Source organism: Arthrobacter ramosus (genome assembly GCF_039535095.1).
Classification (GTDB): domain Bacteria; phylum Actinomycetota; class Actinomycetes; order Actinomycetales; family Micrococcaceae; genus Arthrobacter; species Arthrobacter ramosus.
Window position 1 is genome coordinate 5,103,320 of sequence record NZ_BAAAWN010000001.1, and the last position, 15,339, is coordinate 5,118,658.

17 protein-coding genes are annotated in these 15,339 nt (G+C 63.3%); 12 read left to right on the forward strand and 5 right to left on the reverse strand.

Going from position 1 to position 15,339, the window contains the following annotated elements:
• Positions 1–83 precede the first annotated feature (83 nt).
• The 6 genes from hpaD (at position 84) to ABD742_RS23535 (ending at position 5,657) form a co-directional block, all read left to right on the forward strand.
• Positions 84–1,172, forward strand: coding sequence for a 3,4-dihydroxyphenylacetate 2,3-dioxygenase (gene hpaD / locus ABD742_RS23510; protein ID WP_234751757.1), 1,089 nt, complete (start codon positions 84–86; stop codon positions 1,170–1,172).
• Positions 1,173–1,225: 53 nt separating this feature from the next.
• On the forward strand, positions 1,226–2,011 hold the full coding sequence (gene hpaH, locus ABD742_RS23515) for a 2-oxo-hept-4-ene-1,7-dioate hydratase (RefSeq protein WP_234751758.1): 786 nt from the start codon (positions 1,226–1,228) through the stop codon (positions 2,009–2,011).
• Entirely contained in the window at positions 1,996–2,832 is an 837-nt protein-coding gene (locus ABD742_RS23520; RefSeq protein ID WP_234751760.1) for an HpcH/HpaI aldolase family protein, read from the forward strand. The genes hpaH and ABD742_RS23520 overlap by 16 nt, the downstream gene beginning before the upstream one ends.
• 118 nt (positions 2,833–2,950) lie before the next feature.
• The gene (locus ABD742_RS23525; protein WP_344789209.1) at positions 2,951–3,376 is read left to right on the forward strand and encodes a hypothetical protein; all 426 of its coding nucleotides are present in this window, start codon (positions 2,951–2,953) and stop codon (positions 3,374–3,376) included.
• Positions 3,377–3,728: 352 nt separating this feature from the next.
• Positions 3,729–4,937: an aspartate transaminase gene (locus ABD742_RS23530; RefSeq protein ID WP_234751763.1), complete on the forward strand. Its 1,209-nt coding sequence runs from the start codon at positions 3,729–3,731 to the stop codon at positions 4,935–4,937.
• Positions 4,938–4,982: 45 nt separating this feature from the next.
• Positions 4,983–5,657, forward strand: coding sequence for a 4-carboxy-4-hydroxy-2-oxoadipate aldolase/oxaloacetate decarboxylase (locus ABD742_RS23535; RefSeq protein WP_059388748.1), 675 nt, complete (start codon positions 4,983–4,985; stop codon positions 5,655–5,657).
• Between the two features lie 129 nt (positions 5,658–5,786).
• Here the strand turns inward: ABD742_RS23535 and ABD742_RS23540 are convergent, their stop codons facing one another.
• Positions 5,787–6,008, reverse strand: coding sequence for a hypothetical protein (locus ABD742_RS23540; RefSeq protein WP_234751766.1), 222 nt, complete (start codon positions 6,006–6,008; stop codon positions 5,787–5,789).
• A gap of 134 nt (positions 6,009–6,142) precedes the next feature.
• Positions 6,143–7,075 carry a LysR substrate-binding domain-containing protein gene (locus tag ABD742_RS23545; RefSeq protein WP_234751768.1) on the reverse strand — a complete coding sequence of 311 codons (933 nt, stop codon included), beginning with the start codon at positions 7,073–7,075 and terminating at the stop codon, positions 6,143–6,145.
• Between the two features lie 511 nt (positions 7,076–7,586).
• Here ABD742_RS23545 and ABD742_RS23550 point away from each other — a divergent pair.
• The 5 genes from ABD742_RS23550 to ABD742_RS23570 are packed head-to-tail and all read left to right on the forward strand — an operon-like array spanning position 7,587 to position 12,313.
• A complete protein-coding gene (locus ABD742_RS23550) occupies positions 7,587–8,375 on the forward strand; it encodes a LamB/YcsF family protein (RefSeq protein ID WP_234751769.1) in 789 nt (262 codons plus the stop codon).
• Position 8,376: 1 nt separating this feature from the next.
• On the forward strand, positions 8,377–9,099 hold the full coding sequence (locus ABD742_RS23555) for a 5-oxoprolinase subunit B family protein (protein WP_234751771.1): 723 nt from the start codon (positions 8,377–8,379) through the stop codon (positions 9,097–9,099).
• Complete coding sequence (locus ABD742_RS23560) at positions 9,096–10,109, forward strand: 5-oxoprolinase subunit C family protein (RefSeq protein WP_234751772.1); 1,014 nt, start codon at positions 9,096–9,098, stop codon at positions 10,107–10,109. Before ABD742_RS23555 ends, ABD742_RS23560 begins: the two co-directional genes overlap by 4 nt.
• A gap of 57 nt (positions 10,110–10,166) precedes the next feature.
• Complete coding sequence (locus ABD742_RS23565; protein ID WP_234751775.1) at positions 10,167–11,507, forward strand: MFS transporter; 1,341 nt, start codon at positions 10,167–10,169, stop codon at positions 11,505–11,507.
• Positions 11,508–11,563: 56 nt separating this feature from the next.
• Positions 11,564–12,313, forward strand: coding sequence for an SDR family oxidoreductase (locus ABD742_RS23570; protein ID WP_234751778.1), 750 nt, complete (start codon positions 11,564–11,566; stop codon positions 12,311–12,313).
• A gap of 122 nt (positions 12,314–12,435) precedes the next feature.
• On the opposite strand, the gene ABD742_RS23575 is transcribed toward ABD742_RS23570, so the two are convergent.
• The gene (locus tag ABD742_RS23575; protein ID WP_084784486.1) at positions 12,436–12,870 is read right to left on the reverse strand and encodes an acyl-CoA thioesterase; all 435 of its coding nucleotides are present in this window, start codon (positions 12,868–12,870) and stop codon (positions 12,436–12,438) included.
• Between the two features lie 262 nt (positions 12,871–13,132).
• Here ABD742_RS23575 and ABD742_RS23580 point away from each other — a divergent pair, with 262 nt between their 5' ends.
• The gene (locus tag ABD742_RS23580; protein ID WP_344789218.1) at positions 13,133–13,990 is read left to right on the forward strand and encodes a cytochrome c oxidase assembly protein; all 858 of its coding nucleotides are present in this window, start codon (positions 13,133–13,135) and stop codon (positions 13,988–13,990) included.
• Between the two features lie 52 nt (positions 13,991–14,042).
• Here ABD742_RS23580 and ABD742_RS23585 read toward each other — a convergent pair whose 3' ends face one another.
• Entirely contained in the window at positions 14,043–14,546 is a 504-nt protein-coding gene (locus ABD742_RS23585; protein ID WP_234751783.1) for a GNAT family N-acetyltransferase, read from the reverse strand.
• 124 nt (positions 14,547–14,670) lie between these two features.
• Positions 14,671–15,330 carry a histidine phosphatase family protein gene (locus ABD742_RS23590; RefSeq protein ID WP_234751785.1) on the reverse strand — a complete coding sequence of 220 codons (660 nt, stop codon included), beginning with the start codon at positions 15,328–15,330 and terminating at the stop codon, positions 14,671–14,673.
• Positions 15,331–15,339 lie beyond the last annotated feature (9 nt).

Here is a 15,339-nt window from a genome sequence, read left to right on the forward strand (position 1 = left end):
TGAGGCTCCAAAACGACACTTACTGCGAGTCAGTTGGGTGGCACTTTCAACAAAGACCCCCCTTTCAAAGAAGAGAGAACCCCATGACCAACTTCGTCCCCACTCCCACCGTCCCGGCGCCGGATATCGTCCGCTGCGCCTACCTCGAACTCGTCGTCACGGACCTTGCGAAATCCCGTGAGTTCTACGTGGATCTCCTGGGCCTGCACGTGACCGAGGAAGACGAGGACACCATCTACTTGCGCTCCTTTGAGGAGTTCATCCACCACAACCTGGTCCTGCGCAAGGGACCCGTCGCCGCGGCCGCCGCCTTCGCGTACCGGGTGAAGTCCCCCGCCGAAGTGGACGCCGCCGAGGCCTACTACCGGGAGCTCGGCTGCCGGGTGGAGCGCCGCAAGGACGGCTTCACCAAGGGCGTTGGCGACTCCGTCCGGGTCGAGGACCCGCTGGGCTTCCCCTACGAGTTCTTCTACGACGTGGAGCACGTCGAACGCCTGACCCAGCGCTACGACCTCTATTCCGCCGGCGAACTGGTCCGCCTGGACCACTTCAACCAGGTCACCCCCGACGTCCCCCGGGGCCGGGCGTACCTTGAGGACCTGGGCTTCAGGGTCTCGGAGGACATCAAGGATTCCGACGGCGTCACCTACGCCGCGTGGATGCACCGCAAGCAGACCGTGCACGACACCGCCCTGACCGGCGGCAACGGACCGCGCCTGCATCACATCGCGTTCTCCACGCACGAGAAGCACAACATCATCCAGATCTGCGACAAGATGGGCGCCCTGCGCATCAGCGACCGGATCGAACGCGGCCCCGGCCGGCACGGCGTCTCCAACGCCTTCTACCTCTACATCCTGGACCCGGACGGGCACCGCATCGAGATCTACACCCAGGACTACTACACGGGTGACCCGGACAACCCCACCGTCACCTGGGACGTGCACGACAACCAGCGCCGCGACTGGTGGGGCAATCCCGTCGTCCCGTCCTGGTACACCGAGGCCTCCCTCGTCCTGGACCTGGACGGCAACCCGCAGCCCGTCATCATCCGTGAGGAAAAGAGCGAAATGGCGGTCACCGTCGGTGCCGACGGCTTCTCCTACACGCGCCAGCCCGACGGCGGCCCCGCCGGAGAAAAGATGGGATTCAAGGTCGGCTCGCAGCTCTAGGCCCACAGCCCTCAACGTATGCTGACCGCAGGATGGCCGAATGGAGTGTGGAGATGCTTGACCCGAAGACGATAGAAACCATCGCGGACGAACTGCTGGAGGCGGGCCGGAGCCGGACCCCGGTTCCGCGCCTGACTGCCCGCTACCCGGAGATGACGGTCGAGGATTCCTACGCCGTGCAGCAGTTGTGGCGGCGCCGCAACGAGGAGGCTGGCCGCACGCTGGTGGGCCGCAAGATCGGGCTGACGTCCAAGGCCATGCAGGACGCCACGGGCATCACGGAACCGGACTATGGCGCCATCTTCGACGACATGGTCCTGGAAACCGGCTGCTCCGTGCCGTGGGACCAGTACACCCACCCGCGGGTGGAGGTGGAGCTGGCGTTCGTGCTCAAGAAGGACCTCTCCGGCCCCGGTTGCACGATCTTCGACGTCCTGAACGCCACCGACTACGTGGTTCCGGCCCTTGAGATCCTGGATTCGCGGATCGAGATGGAGGGCCGGACCATCGTGGACACCATCTCGGACAACGCGGCCATGGGCGCCATGGTGGTGGGCGGGCGCCCGGTCCGCCCGGACGCCGTCGACCTCCGCTGGGTCTCGGCGATCCTGTACAAGAACCAGACCGTGGAGGAGACCGGGGTCGCCGCGGGCGTCCTGGACCACCCGGCTAACGGCGTTCATTGGCTCGTTAACAAGATCGCCCCGCACGGCGACGGACTGAAGGCCGGGGAGATCATCCTCGCCGGCTCGTTCACCCGCCCCATGTGGGTGTACAAAGGCGATACCGTCCACGCCGACTACGGACCCTTGGGAGTTGTCACATGCCGGTTCGAGTAGAACCAGACCGCACGTTCCGCGAAGCCCTGGCCGCAGCGGACCGGCCCCTCGTCGGGATGTGGGTGTGTTCCGGCAGCCCCCTGATCGCCGAACTGTGCGCCGGGGCCGGGCTGGACTGGCTCCTGATCGACGCCGAGCACAGCCCCAACGGCCTCGAATCCATCCTCGCCCAGCTCCAGGCCGTCCGCGGCTACCCCGTCCAGGCCGTGGTCCGCCCTCCGGTCAACGACACCGTGCTCCTCAAGCAATACCTGGACCTGGGCGTGCAGGACCTGCTCATCCCCATGGTCAACTCCGCCGCGGAAGCCAAGGCCGCAGTCTCGGCCGTCCGCTACCCGCCGCATGGCATGCGGGGCGTCGGCTCGGCCCTGGCCCGCGCCTCGCGCTGGAACCGCATCCCGGACTACCTCGCCCGCGCCGGAGAAATCATCAGCGTCACGGTTCAGATCGAAACCGAGGCCGCCGTCGCCGCCGTGGAAGAGATCCTGGCGGTCGACGGCGTCGACGCCATCTTCCTCGGGCCCTCCGACCTCGCGGCGTCCATGGGCCTTCTGGGACAGCAGGAACACCCGAAGGTGCGCACCGCCGTCGAGCACTGCCTTACTGCGGCGAAGACCGCGGGCAAGCCCGGCGGCGTCAACGCCTTCAACGAGGCCACGGCCCGTGCGTATATGGACGCCGGTGCGTCGTTCGTGCTGGTCGGCGCGGATGTCGCGCTCCTCGCCCGCGGCACGGAAGCCCTCGCCGACAGGTTCATCCCAACAGCCCCCGACGGCGGAGCGCCCGTTGGCGGGACAGGTGACACGCCGTCGAGCTACTGAAGTAGGTAGGTAGTCGGTACTCTTCCGGAGGTCCTTGGACAGAGCTACATTGGATATCCCCGAGGCCCCTCGGGGGCGGTCGAGGAGGGGGTCGTCCGCAACTTCAATGGAGCATGCCGTGGTCGCGCAACCAGATCTCAATCCTCAACAAGCTGCAGCCATCGCCCAACCGCCGGGTGCAAGCCGTTCAGGCACCGTCGAGTACGATCTTCGGGCTGTTTACGTCCCGCAGTCCGGGCTGTTTCTGGATGATGAGGGGCGCGAATTCTTCGTCACTGCCGTGGAATTCTGGGAGCACGCGACGGTAGTCAGTCTGTGCTGGAAACGCAGGCCCATGGCAGGGCAGGGAAGTCCGCCCTTGGTTGCCACGGATGAGCACGACCGGGTGCTGGGCGTGAAGCGCATCTGGAACGTTGGCGCGCGATCGATCCAACATTTTGAACCGATTTCAACGTCAGCCCGCGCATTGACAGTGCTCATCGCCAGGAAAACAGGAACACAGGAACTGTTTAGCTGCAGGACGCCTCCGGCAAAGAAGGAGTGAGGACGCGAGGATTAGGCGGGCCGTCGGATTCGGCGGGTGGCCTTGCGGATGTGGTCCGGCGTGAGGCCGGTCAGCGATGCAAGTTCGATGTCGTCGCACACCCTGCTGCCTGCGCGCTCCTCCGCGGAAATACCAATACCGCGTGAACCCATACGGAAAGTGCATGGAAGATTCCCATATGTGTTTGAAATTTCCCTAAACGACAACAGAGCCCCCATATGGATCAGGCGGTCATAAGGGTCTCTTATTGATCCACGCACATTAGGTCTTATCCACGGCGCCCGGCAGTGCCTAGTCTCGAAATTGGGGATTCGACACCCGAATCCTGAGTTTCACGATTCTGGAGAAGACAATGTCCGAGTACCTGCCGGCGTCGAGGGTCACACGCATCAAGTCCTCAGCGAGCGTTGCGGCCGCCGCCCGCGTCCGTGAACTACGAGCCGAAGGCATCCCGATCATCGACCTGACCGTCGGCGAGCCGGACTTCGACACCCCCGACCACATCAAGGCGGCCGCTATCGAGGCGATCAACGCCGGCGAGACCAAATACACCTCGGTGACTGGAACGCCCGAGCTGCAGACCGCCATCCTCCGCCGGATTGAAAGCCACACCGGCGTGCACTACGCAGCGAACCAGCTGACCATCGGCGGCGGTGCCAAGCAAGTCCTCTACGTTGCGCTCATGGCATCGCTCAACGAGGGCGACGAGGTCGTCGTCCCGGCACCGTACTGGGTGTCCTACCCGGACATGGTCCTCGCCAACGACGGCACGCCCGTGATCGTCGCTTGTGGAGAAGACACCGGCTTCAAGCTCACGCCGGCCGCTCTGAAAGAAGCCATCACTCCCAAGACCAAGTGGCTCATCCTCAACGCTCCGTCCAACCCGACGGGAGCCGTGTACTCACGCGAAGAACTGCAGGCGCTGGGTGCCGTCCTTGAGGAATTCCCGCACGTCTACATCCTCACCGACGAGATCTACGACGAAATCCACTTCGGCGACGGCCGGGTAACGAGCCTCGTCACGGCGGTTCCTTCCCTGCGCGACCGCATCCTGCTGGTCAACGGCGTCTCCAAGGCCTACGCCATGACCGGTTGGCGCCTTGGCTACGGCGTGGGCCCGGCGCCTTTGATCGCGGCCATGAACAAGCTGCAGTCGCAGACGTCCTCGTGCCCGTCCTCGGTCAGCCAGGCAGCCGCGGCAGCCGCGCTGAACGGTGACCAGTCGTTCGTCCGGGACAGCGTGGAGGTCTACCGCAAGCGCCGGGACGTCGCCGTCGAAGGCCTCAACGCCATTGACGGACTGTCCGTCGCCCCGGCCGAGGGTGCCTTCTATGCGTACGTGAACTGCAGCGGCGTCATCGGCAAGACCACTCCGGACGGCACGGTCATCGAAAACGACCAGGACTTCACCCTGTACCTCCTCAACGCGGCTGCGGTCGCCGTCATCCAGGGCTCGGCATATGGCCTTGGCCCCTACTTCCGGATCTCCTTCGCCACATCGCTGGAGACCATCAACGCCGGCGTGGACTCGATCCGCAAGGCAGTCAGCGTCCTCAACTAAGCCCTACGGGCACCCCAGAAGCCAGCCAAGAGAAAGATTCAGGAAATGATCCACGTTAAGACCAAGTTCCAGAGGCCGGACGCCGACGTCGTCAGTCGCCTTGCGGCGTTTTCCTCCGCTACCATCCACGAAGCACAGGGACGCCGCGGCGCACTGAGCTCGAAGATCAAGCCGATCGACCGCTCCATGTCGTTCTGCGGCCCGGCCGTGACCGTGGCTTGCGCCCCGCAGGACAACCTCATGCTGCAGGTAGCCATCCACTACGCCCAGGCAGGCGACGTGGTCCTGGTCGGTGCGCAGGAATTTTCCGACGCCGGAACCTTCGGCGACGTCTTGGGCAATGCCATGAAAGCCAAGGGCATTGCAGCGATGGTGACGGATTCGGGCGTGCGGGACACCCAGGACCTCATCGAACTGGGCCTCCCGGTGTTCTCGGGCAGCGTCTGTATCAAGGGCACGGTCAAGGAAACCCTTGGGCCGATCAACCACCCGCTCGTCTTCGGCGATGAGATCATCTACCCCGGCGACATCCTGCGCGGTGACGCTGATGGCGTCGTGGTAGTGCGCCGTGAGGAAGCCGAGGAGGTCATTGCCCTCTCCCAGGCCCGGGACGACGCCGAACGCGAGCTCATCAAGGCCTACCACGCGGGAGGCACCACCATCGAGTTGTGCGGGCTGACGGAGAAGCTGAAGGCCAAGGGGCTTCTGGTCGAAGACTAATTGTCTCGCTGGGGCCGGTCACCGAATGCGGTGGCCGGCCTTTTGCGCGCCCGTTTCCGGGCGCGCAAAAGGCGCCTTGCCGGGGGCAGGGCGCCTTGAGTCGTGCGAGGGGTTTGAGGAAACCCCGAGTCAGTCCAGTCCGGGGTGTCCTGACCGTGCGTCGACCAGGTACCACTCGATGCTGTGTCCCGCGTGGGCCGGCATGAGGCTTCCTTCGAAGACGAAGAGGGGTTCGCCCACGCCGCCCACTGGCCGCCAGAAACCGTTCCTTGGGCAGTGGAATCCGGTCCGTGCACTGATGGCTCCGAGGGTTGGATTCGAAGCCCACCCGGTCTGGCTGATCTTTTTCACCGCTGTTCCTTTGATTGGGTTCACGGAATCCGCGAGCCGCTTTCGAATTACTTGCTAATTCGATAATAGGAAATTAAAACGCCCGTGAATAAGACCAAAGATGTCTGTCCGGATAAGGCAATGTTATGGATGGATCAAGCCTCGGGTGTATCGGCCGCGTACTTGCTGATCAACTGTTGCTGGAGCATCTCCTTGACCAGGATGAGCACGGCGGAGGCGGCCTCGGACAGCGGCTCATGGTCAGGGGTGCACAGGGCAATCTTGCTCTGCAGGGCCGGTTCGACGATCCGCAATACCTTGAAGTTCTCATCAGGGAAGAGCGCATCAGCGGCGGACTTAGGAAGGACGGTGGCCCCGAGGTTTGCGCGGATGAGCCGAACAAGCGACGGAACCGATTCCACTTCGCCTACGAGCCGGAGGGGCAACCCCTGCTCGGCCAGTCCCTTCTCGATGATCTGGCGCAGGGTGTGGTTCTTTTCGGGGAGGAATAGTCCAAGGCCGCTGGCTTCTTCGAGGGTGACCGTTGTTCGACCCTGGGCCACGTCGACGTCTTCGTGGGTCACCAAGTGCAGGTCTTCCACAATCATGGTGGTGAACTGCACTCCACGGATCTTCCCCGGCTCATAGATCAGGGCCATGTCGAGGCGGCCGTTCTTGATTGCCTCGCTCAGCACGCCGCCGAAGATTTCCGTCAGGTGCACCACAATGTCCGGGTATCGCCGGCCAACCTCGCGGATGATCTGCGGCGTCAGGCTCGAGGCCATGCTGTACGGGGCGATGGCAATGGACACCCTGCCCGACGGCGCGGCCCCGGATGTCGCTACGTCCTGCCGTGCTTGTTCGACGAGTCGCAGGATGGTCTGGGCGTGGCGATAGAGGGTGTGCCCCGCGGCGGTCGGCTCGACTCCTTGCTTACTGCGGATCAGCAGGCGTTGCTTCAAATCGCTTTCCAGCGCCGACACCTGCTGGCTGAGGGCAGGTTGCGCGACGTGGAGCGCGGCGGCGGCCTTGGTGATGCTCCCCGAATCAACGATCTTGACAAAGTATGAGAGCTTCCGCGTGTCCATGGGTCTGCCTTCCTCCAGGCCCTCATCGGGGCCTGGATACCATAAGGAAATTCTATGTAGGGACACACAATCCGTCTTTGTGTGACCTGTCTCTCAACGACTAATTTGAGATCCACATCCCCATGGTGGCGTTTCCCAATCATTACTGACAGTTCGTTGACTCCCCATCAACCGAATTGTCCCGATACCCAAATATAGACGCATTCGGTGACCTGCCGTCGTCAACCTTCAACAAGGAGGACGACGACGGCGGTTCGGCGGCATGCGGTCCCTGCCAGCAGCATGTGTGCCGTAGGTCATAACCGAGAGCTATCCCGTGATAGCGAATAGGTCTTTGTGCCCGAAGTTCGTCGGTGCGAGACTTCTATCACCAAAGAATTACCGACAGTTCCTCTGATTGACGAATTTTAGCCAAACACTTTCAATCGAACAGGCAACTGAATTCTTCCGATATTCCAGCCGTTCGTATGGAATTCCGGACCCCAATGCAGAACCACGGAAAGAGAACCACGTGAACCCGACAATTGATCTTGTAGCGGATCTTGGAGAGGGATTCGGTGCCTACACCATAGGCAGCGACTCCGATCTTCTGGAGATCGTTTCAAGCGCCAATATCGCTTGCGGGTTCCACGCGGGCGATCCCGACATCATGGACGCCACCGTTGCTGAATGTGTTCGCCGCGGGGTGGGCATTGGGGCCCATCCCAGCTTCCCTGACCTGCGTGGTTTCGGCCGCCGGGACATGGGCCTGACAGCCAACGAGGTACGTGCGGACGTGCTGTACCAGTTGGGAGCCCTGAACGGCTTCGCTGCCTTCCACGGAACCAAAGTGACCCACATTGCGCCGCACGGCCGGCTGGGGAATCTCGTGGCTGTCCGTGCGGACTACGCTGAGGCCGTGGCTGAGGCCGCCGCCCGCGTGGACAACGAACTCATCGTGGTAGCGCAGGAGGGCGAGTTGGGCAACGCGGCACGTTCCGCCGGCCTGGACGTGGCCATTGTTGGCATCGTCGACCGCGCATACCAGGAAGACGGCACGCTGGTTCCGCGCAGCGAGCCCGGCGCGGTACTGCACGATCCCTCGGCCATTGTCGAGCGAACGGTCCGCATGGTGTGCGAGGGCAAGATCCGATGCGCCAACGGCACTGACATCGACATCTCCACGGACACCGTCCTGCTTCACGGAGACAACCCCGGCGCTGTCGAACTCGCCCGGCTCATCCGTTCGGAGCTCATCTCGGCCGGCGTTCGTATCGCCCCGTTGGCAGAGGTCATGGATGCCAAGAGGAAGGCGGCCTGACATGTCCGTTCTCACTGCGGCTCCCACCGAGATCTATGAATCCGGAGACTCCGCATTGCGCGTTGTCGCCCTTGCTGAAGCAAGCGAGGACAACTGGCTCACAGTCCACCGTCTAGCAGACTGGCTGGAGAGCTGTGGCGCCGAGGGCCTTCACGGCGCGGTACCCACCTACGATTCCGTGTTGGTGGAATTCGACCCCGTCCTCGTGTCGGCCCGTCAGGTGCGCGCGTTCGTCAAGCTGGGACTCCTCGAAATGGGCCGTTCCGCCGGCGCCGCCACGGCACCCCGTGAGTTTGACGTCCCGGTGGTCTACGGCGGCGACTTCGGTCCCGACCTGGAGCGGGTAGCCGAATACCAGGGCATCTCCACCGAGGAAGTCATCCGCCTCCACACCGAAAAGACCTACACCGTTCGCTGCCTGGGTGCACCGGCTGGCTCGCCCATGATGGACGGCCCCGCGTTCTCCAAGCCCGTACCGCGTCTCAAGGATCCCCGGCTTAGCGTCCCGGCAGGGGCCGTGGCCGTGGCAGGACGCCAAGCCGTCATCGCTCCCGCGTCCGCGCCGGGTGGTTGGTGCGTTATCGGTCAGACCCCTTTGACCGTCCTGAACATTCGTCGTGAACCACTGGTCCCTTACAAGCCAGGAGACATTCTCCGGTTCCGTCCTATCGAGGCCGCAGAATTCGACTCGTACGTCGGTATGGAATTGGAACCAAGGCCATGAACGGGCACATCCTCATCCAGCAACCGGGAAACTCCGTGGTCACAGACCTTGGCCGTTTCCGCGGACCGCGCTTTGGACTGCCGGTCAACGGCGCCCTGGACCAGTATTCGGCCCGGACTGCCAACATCCTGGCTGGCAACCTGGACAACGATCCCCTGGTGGAGATCACGGCCCTCGACTTCAGGATGAAGGCCGACTCCGACATCCTGATCGCAGTTACGGGCGCTCCGCTGGCGCTCACCGTCGGTGGGCGTCCGTGCAGCCAGTGGGAACCGGTTTCGGTCCGTGCGGGCGAGACGGTGGCCATCCGGGGAATCAACCGGGGCCTCCGTGCCTACCTGGCCGTCCACGGCTCCGTGGAGGCGCCAACGCTGCTGGGTAGTTGTGCCCCGGACACCGTTGTGGGCTTCGGCCTGCAACTCAAGGAAGGAACCACACTCCCGACCCGCCGCAGCGTGGGCCCTGTTCGCCAACCGTACTTCGACCTTCCGCTCTTCCGCCTTGGCCTTGAACGGCCGAACATGGGTCAGGAACTGATGGTCGATGTGACCGACGGTCCGGATGTCGCCGAGTTTGGCGATTCCGCCGAATTGCTCTTCACGTCGGAATACGCCGTGAGTGGCCGGAGCAACCACATCGGCCTCAGGCTCGGCGGCCAACTTCCGGAAAGAACCTCAAGCGGTGAAGTGCTGTCGCGCGGGGTCCCGGTGGGCGCCGTCGAAGTTCCCTCACGGGAAGAACTGCTGGTACTGCATCGGGGACGCGGCGTCACCGCCGGATATCCGGTCCTCGCTGTGGTCACCAGTAATGGCCTGGATGTCCTTGCCCAAGCCCGCCCGGGCGACAAGGTCCACTTCAGGAAAACAACGGTGGCGGAGGCAACTTCCGCCCACCGGCGCTCGCGGGCGCAACTTGAAACCCTCCGCGAATCCGTCAACACAGTCTTCGGACTCCTTGGCATTGGATGCCGACCCCAGTGGCAGGACCTCCCGGTTGCGGCATGCAGCTAAAAACCTGTCGTCAAAACCAATAGGCGTTGCTACGCTCAACATCAAGAAGGAAATGTCATGACCGCTAACACCAACGCTGCACAAGTGCAGCATGAACGGCTCACAGGCCGTCAAACGCGCAAGGTTGTCACCGCAGGCTGCGTTGGCATCTTCGTGGAACTCTATGACAACGGCATCTTCGCGTTTATGGCCGGAACACTTGCCTTGGTGTTCCTTGCCCCGGGCAACCCGGACAACGCCTTGTTGTTCGTGTTCGCCGGCTACGCAGTGTCGTTCTTCGTCCGGCCCCTTGGCGCAGTTGTTTGTGGCTACTTGGGTGACCGGATCGGCAGGCAAAAGCTACTGGTCTTCGTCATTCTGCTGATCAGCGTCGCCACTGCCGGTATCGGAATCCTGCCCACGTACGCGGCTATCGGCATCGCGGCGCCCATACTGCTCGTCCTCCTGCGGCTCCTGCAGGGCTTCTCGGTTGGCGGCGAGGCCGCCGGCGCTATGACCTTCCTCGCTGAACACGCCCCCGAAGGCAAGCGCGGCATCATCACCTCCTACGCACAGATCGCTTCGTTCGCAGCCCTGCTCACCGGCACCCTCGTGGCGTTCTCCATGTCTCCTTGGCTCACCCAGGCCGCGATCGACGGCGGTGGCTTCGGCTCCTTCGCATGGCGGATTCCTTTCCTGGTCGCCATTCCCATGGGCGTCATCGGTTGGTACATCCGCAAGGCCATCGCGGACACCCCCAACTTCACAAAGCTCAAGGAAGAGGGCGGTCTCTCCAAGAACCCGCTCAAGGAGGCCTTCCAGTCCGCTGAGCACCGCCGTGCCATGGTTCTGGCCCTCTTCATCCCGCTCATGAACGGCTCCGGCTACTACGTCCTGTTCTCCTACATGCCTACGTTCCTCAAGGGGAAGCAGCTCAACTTCACCATCGGCGAGGCACTGTTCATTACCGCCTGCAGCCTGGTTGTCATCTGCATCGCCATTCCTTTCATGGGTGCCCTGTCCGACCGCATCGGCCGCAAGAAGGTCATCGCCGGCTCCGCTATCGCCATGACCATCCTGGGCATCCCGTCCTACTCCCTCATCGCAACGGGAAACATGGGCCTGGCCATCCTTGGCGCCTCGATCATGGCCGTTGTCTTCGCCGGCCACACGGCCGTCATCCACATCCTGATCGTTGAGCTGTTCCCCACCCGGGTTCGGTACTCCGCCTACGGTCTCGGCTACAACATCTCCTCCGCGCTCTTCGGCGGAACGGCCCCGTTGCTGATGACCTGGCTCATCAGCAGCACCGGCAACATCTACATGCCCGCCTTCTACGCAGTCATCACGGCCCTCGGCACGCTTGCAGCCGTGAGCACGGTCAAGGACCGGGCCCACGAACCCCTGCGCGACGCTTAAGCGCCGCTGACCTCGGGCACAGTTCGTGCCTTCCATTTCCACTCTTTGGAGAACCGATGTCTTTTTCCGACTACAACACCGCCCTCGTCACCGGAGCGTCAACCGGTATGGGTGCCGCGATCACGGAGCGCCTGGCCAAAAGAGGCCTGACCGTTCACGCCGTGGCGCGCAACGAGGAACGCCTCAGCGAACTGGCCGATCGTACGGGTGCTATCCCGCAGGTAGTTGACCTGACCGACACAGCGGCCCTGACCGCCGTCGTGAGCGAACTGAAAGTCGACGTCCTGGTCAACTGCGCCGGAGTTTCCCGGCCCGGCAACCTCCTGGACTCGTCCGAGCAGGACATCGACGAGCTCATCGACGTCAACCTTCGCGGCCTGCTTCAGCTCACGCGGCTGGTCCTCCCGGGCATGGTGGAGCGCGATCTCGGCCACATCATCAACATCAGCTCGATCGCAGGCGTCTACAACTTCTACGGCCACACGGTGTACCACGCCACGAAGGCAGCCGTGCACCAGATCTCCCGGCAACTAAGGAATGACACGGTCGGCAAGCGCATCCGCGTGACCGAGATCTGCCCCGGCCGGGTGGAAACCGAGATCTTCGGCCGGAACATGGGCGGCACGCCTGAAGCCATGGAAGAAGCGTGGAAGACCTACTACGAAGGCTACGAGTCGCTGACCACTGACGACATCGTCAACGCCCTCGACTACGCCATCGAAACCCCTCGCCACGTCAATGTGGGCATGCTGGAACTCATGCCGACGTTCCAGGTCCCCGGCGGTCTCACCTTCGACAGGCGCTGACCGCAACAAGCTGGCGGCCGCGAATTTCGCGGCCGCCAGCACCCGTTTCCGGGGGAAAGGCTTTTGGACTGGGCCGCCGCTTTAGGGGGCCTGCCGCTTGAGGAGGGCCCGACGTCGGGCGCTTAGTCCTCGTGGAGCGCTTGCGTTAAGTGGTGCGTGGGGATGCGGTCGCGGTCATAGGTGATTTCCGTGTAGCCGTGCGGTTCCGGCCGGCCGTCGTGCCCGAGGTTGACGAACACGATTTCCTCGATGGTCAGGATGCTGTCGCGGGTGATCATGTTGCGCACCTCCGCGCGCATGGTCAGCGACGTCCGGCCGAAGCGGACTGCGGTCAGGCCCATCTCCACGAGATCGCCCTGGACGGCCGAGCTGACGAAGTTGATTTCGGAGATGTACTTGGTGACGGCACGGCCATTTCCAAGTTGGAGGATTGCGTAGATTGCCGCTTCCTCGTCGATCCATTTCAGCAGGCTTCCACCGAACAGCGTGCCGTTGGCGTTGAGGTCCTCCGGGCGTATCCACTTGCGGGTCCGGAATGTGATGTCGGCCTTTTCCATAATGCGAGATTAGCCGAGCCCGGGCGCCCGCGTCTCATGCGACGTGCCATGCTCGGCGCGACTCCGTAACATGGATACGGTGCACCCGGTTCAGGGCACAACACGACACGCCGATTCGCGCACCATGCGGCACACCGGGAACGCGCTGGAGGAACACCATGAATCTCGACAAAACCGACCACAGCGCCGGGCTGAGCGCCCGGTCTTCTGACGTGGACCACTGACCATGCCGCCGTTGGACGCCGTGTTGGGCGCCTGGTCAATGAACTGGCCCGCCCTGGTCATTCTTATTGCCGCAGTCGTCCTGTATTCAAAGGGCCTGATTGCCGCTAAACGCCGGGATATCCGCTGGCCCTTGTGGAACTCGTTTGCCTTCTTCTTCCTTGGCCTGGGCAGTTTCGCGGCCCTCAGCTTTGGATTCCCGGGAACCTACAGCCACGATCTGCGGTGGGCATTCACCCTCAAAGTGACGTCTTATCTGTTTGTGGTCCCGCTGTTGATTGGCCTGGGCAAGCCGCTAACACTTGCAAGGCAGACCCTTGGCCCCGTGGGCGCGGCGAGGGTGGAAGCGGTCCTCGGGCATCGGCTCGTTCGGATGCTCAGCAACACGCTCGTGGCGGCGCTTCTGGGGCTCGCCATGTTCACGGTGTTCCTGACCCCGTTCTTCTACGTGCTCCGGACCAACCCCGCCGCCGACGTCATCCTGACTTTGCTGGTGCCCGTCATGGGACTCCTCATGACCGTACCGATCATGGAAGACGGCGCGGGACGCACCTCATCGCTCATCGTGGTCGAATTCATCTTTGTATTTATCGAGCTGCTCGCCGATGCGGTGCCTGGGGTCCTGATGCGGCTCAGCCCCGGAATTCTCGACGGCGCCACGTCAGTCTTGGGCAATCAGCCAGGCTGGTTCCCCTCGCCGCTGCGGGACCAGCAACTCGCGGGAGACCTGATGTGGTTCCTCGCGGAGATCGTGGATCTTCCCCTCATCATCCTGATGTTCGTCCGGTTCTCCCGGAGCGACAAGCATGAGGCCAAGAGCTTCGACGACCTGAGTGATGAAGAAATTGAAGCCCTGAATCGGGCACATCTGGGGCAGGGCGGACGCAGCCTGGATTGATCCGAAGGGCGGCCGCGGACGGAGGGCGGCCGTGGCCGGTGGCCGCCGCTCCCTAGGCCATAGCCGTGTGCGAGGCGCTGTGCGAATCGATCGGCTTGGCGTAGCACTGCGAGTGGCTGACACCAATGTAGGGACCGAAGTTGGGCACTGCGGCGAAGCCGGCGCTCTCGTAGAAGCTGCGGCCGTCCGATTGGGCCGACCCCGCTTCCGCTGTGATCATGCTGAAACCGTGGGCATGTGCCTGCGCTTCCAGCGCGGCAAGGATGGAGCTGGCCACTCCTGAGCCCCTCGCGTAAGGGACGACGTATAGACGCTTGATTTCCGCGGTTTCGGCATCCAGAATCCTTAGCCCTCCGCAACCCAGGGGCTGGCCGGAGCACTTTTCGTAGGCCACGACGAAAACGGCAGTATCAGCTTCCGATGGCGCGGGTCCGGGCTCGTGGTCTGAGTTGCCGAAACGCGCGTCCAGTTCCGCTTGCTGCGCCGCGCGGAGGTCTGCACCCACCGGGTTAGCCCAAGTGACCTGTCTGATGTTGAGCCGCGGATTGGTCTGCATCGGAACCTCTTTCGCCGGAGGGGGTTATGCCTATCAAGCCTAAGAAGCGGGGGTTACCACGGTGTTTCCTACGCGTAAGCGTCCGGAGAAATACCGGTGCTTTGGGGCTGGCCTCACGCGGCCGTCATTCGACGGCGTCACCGGTGGGATCTTCGACCGTCCGGTCGGCCAAGGCAAGTCCGCCTACCGGGCTTTGGTCCCAGTGCAGCAGGCGCCAGCCGATCTCCGGATCGCCTTCGAGCACCACGATTCCGGTGTTCTGCAGCTGGTGGGTGGCGGCGAACTCGCGGCCAACATCCACGGCACGGCGACCTGCCCAGCAGCGGATCGCAGCACCATGGCTGACCACGACGGCGGATTCGTCGCCTGCCGCTGCCACCTTGGCAATGGCAGCGTCGTAGCGGGCGAAGAACTCGTGGCCATCACCCGCTCCCGGCATGCGGACGTCGAGTTCACCGTCGGTCCAGGCGAAAACGGTGCTCATGTACCGGTGGTGCGACTCGTGGTCGGTGAGTTTCTCCAAGGCCCCGGCCTCAATCTCCTGCAGGCCGTCCAATACGGTGGCCTCAAGCCCAAGGGCTTTTGCAAGCGGGGCAGCCGTCAGCTGGGTGCGGATCAGGGTCGATGCATAGATGGCCGCGATGTCCTCGTTGGCAAGAGACCCCGGGAGCGCAGCGGCCTGACGTTCACCGAGTTCAGTCAGTCCTGGACCGGGAAACGCCGTGTCCAACTGCCCCAAGACGTTTCCGGGGGTTTGCCCGTGGCGGATAAGCAAGAGCCTCATGCTGACACA